Origin of the sequence: Mesorhizobium sp. M5C.F.Ca.IN.020.32.2.1 (assembly GCF_004023105.1) — a bacterium.
In the GTDB taxonomy this organism is placed as follows: Bacteria; Pseudomonadota; Alphaproteobacteria; order Rhizobiales; family Rhizobiaceae; genus Mesorhizobium; species Mesorhizobium wenxiniae.
This window is the reverse complement of record NZ_RZSX01001225.1, coordinates 1-1,425: the sequence shown is the minus strand read 5'-3', so window position 1 is coordinate 1,425 and position 1,425 is coordinate 1. Positions and strand designations below refer to the sequence as shown.

Here is a 1,425-nt window from a genome sequence, read left to right as displayed (position 1 = left end):
CCCCGCCGGGGCAGCCCGGAGCAACTCCGGTTCCTGCCCCGTCGGGCACACCGCCGAACCCGGTTCCCGTGCCACAGCCGCTGCCCCCGCTGGCGTCACCGGCGGCGGGCAAGCCACTCGGCTCCGCTCGCTCGGATTTCTCCCGTGCGGCCCGCTCGCGCGGGGGTGGCGGCAGGGACCTGAGGCGCGCCGCCGGCAAGTACGTCAGAGCCATGGGCGGTGCACGCAACGCTGCCCGTGCCATGGCGCCGTCCCGCAGGGTGATGACTGGCCTGGGACAGCTGTTGGGTCAGGTGGCGCAGAACGGCCCGGCTGCGGCTCTGCGGTTCTTCAACCTGCAGAGCCTCGTCGGCGCCCCGATAGCCGACGTCTTCCTCGCCCTCACGGACCTCCTGTGCCCTGACGGCGGGACGATTGATGAGGCCATTGCGAGGAACGCGATGCTCGAGACCGTGGGCGAGCTCGGCGCGGCGGGAGATCTGCCTTTCGATGGCGCCACGCCCGACGTGCTGGACGCCGTGTTCACCGGTGCGCTCGCACGCTCGATCGAGACCAAGCTGTTCAACGAGATCGGGGGCAGGTCCATACGGCTCCCGACCGACGTTGCCGCGGTCGAGATCATTCAGAGGACGCTGCACGACTTCATCCAGGGCACCGTCCGCGATCGCTTCGCGGCTGCGGGCGGCACGCTGGCGTCAGTTCCCTACGCGGGCGTCGAGGCCTTCGTCCAGGCCATCTACGAGCAGTCCTTCGAACTGATCCGCATCCTGGGGGATAGCGCATGAGACGTTTCGTGTTTGTCGGCCGCCTGGGTGCGGCGGATAACGGGGCCGTGCCGGTCGTCCAGCCGGACGCGACGCCGGTGACGGTCCAGTTCGTGGCCGCGAACAAGCGGCTCGATTACGGCATCGGCAACGCGCTGCAGACGTTGGCCGACCTCGGTCTCCGGCGGACGGAAACCGCGATCGACCTCGTCATCGTCGCCGCCATGGTCAACGCGGCCGACACCCGCGTCTCGCGCTCCGCGAATGCACAGGACGGCTGGACCCGGGAGCTGGACCTAGTGGTGCCGGTGCGTGAGCCTGACTTGTGGGCGGCGCAGGGAGCGTTGCTCGCCCGCACTCTCAGGTTCTTGACGGGCGACCATTGGCGTATCGTGTTCAGGGCACGGCCCGCACCCTTTGCGACGATCGCAACGGCGCGGCCGTCGCTGGGCCTCGCCGAGCCGGACGAAGTGTGTCTGTTCTCCGGCGGTCTGGACAGTCTCGTCGGGGCGTTGGATTTCCTGGCCGGGGGCGGGAAGCCGCTTCTGGTGAGCCATTACTGGGATTCGGAGACGAGCAAGGCGCAGACGTTGCTGCTGGACTTGCTGCGCAAGAATTACAAAACAAACGAGCCGTTGTCCCTGCGGGCGCGCCTCGGCTT

General features: G+C 68.7%; 1 protein-coding gene and 1 pseudogene. Both read left to right on the top strand.

Going from position 1 to position 1,425, the window contains the following annotated elements; all coding sequences use genetic code 11:
• A partial coding sequence (qatB, locus tag EOA86_RS34620) for a Qat anti-phage system associated protein QatB (RefSeq protein WP_206630226.1) occupies positions 1-785 on the top strand: 785 nt, incomplete at its 5' end.
• Positions 782-1,425, top strand: a pseudogene (locus EOA86_RS34615) (hypothetical protein); the annotation flags it as partial. The gene qatB and the pseudogene EOA86_RS34615, both read left to right, overlap by 4 nt.